General features: G+C 67.1%; 1 pseudogene. It reads right to left on the bottom strand.

What is annotated here, in order from left to right:
* Positions 1-222 (bottom strand): annotated as a pseudogene (locus EXE44_RS19670) (cytochrome B); the annotation flags it as partial.

Raw genomic sequence — 222 nt, 5'->3', positions numbered from 1 at the left:
CTCCCCGGAAGCGAGGTCGTCGTACGCCGCGCCGTACTCGGCGTCGGCGTAGTACTCGCGCATGTGTTCGACCTTCAGTTCGAGCGCGTCGGCGGTGTAGTCCTCGCCGTAGTACGCGCCGTTCCCGAGGATCGACCCGTGGTTCATCAGCCCGTACTGCTGGAACGCCTCCTTCCCGTCTTGGACCTCGGCCCCCGTGACGATCGTCTCGCCGTCGGGACC

The organism is Halorubrum sp. SS7 (assembly GCF_005435055.1).
In the GTDB taxonomy this organism is placed as follows: Archaea; Halobacteriota; Halobacteria; order Halobacteriales; family Haloferacaceae; genus Halorubrum; species Halorubrum salinarum.
This window is presented reverse-complemented; position numbering and strand designations above follow the sequence as displayed.